The organism is Actibacterium ureilyticum, from assembly GCF_002285435.1.
Classification (GTDB): Bacteria; Pseudomonadota; Alphaproteobacteria; order Rhodobacterales; family Rhodobacteraceae; genus Actibacterium_C; species Actibacterium_C ureilyticum.
In genome coordinates, this window is sequence record NZ_NSBT01000005.1 from 1 (window position 1) to 285 (window position 285).

Annotated in this window: 1 other RNA gene; it reads right to left on the reverse strand. The window is 48.1% G+C overall.

The features are described 5' to 3' along the window. Window positions 1-2: 2 nt before the first annotated feature. Window positions 3-284: a transfer-messenger RNA gene (gene ssrA, locus CLM60_RS00025) on the reverse strand. Between the last annotated feature and the right edge of the window lies 1 nt (window position 285).

Here is a 285-nt window from a genome sequence, read left to right on the forward strand (position 1 = left end):
CGGCACTTAAGCTTCTACGAGTGTAGTCGATATATTAGCATTTCGCGAACTCTTCGGCCTATCGACAGGCTTCCAAGTTGCTAGTCTGGTTGTTCTCTTCCTTTGTCCTCAGACGGCGAACTCCGGCGTAGTCCACTTAGTTTGAGTCCCTTACCCTACCACATGGACGATGGAGGGAGGAACCTTTAGTGCAATTAAGCAGCTAAAGAAAGATTGTTTTGTTTGCCAATTATAGGCTTTGACGTTTTAACGAGGCCGATCCCCTCGACTCGCAACCTAAGCTCG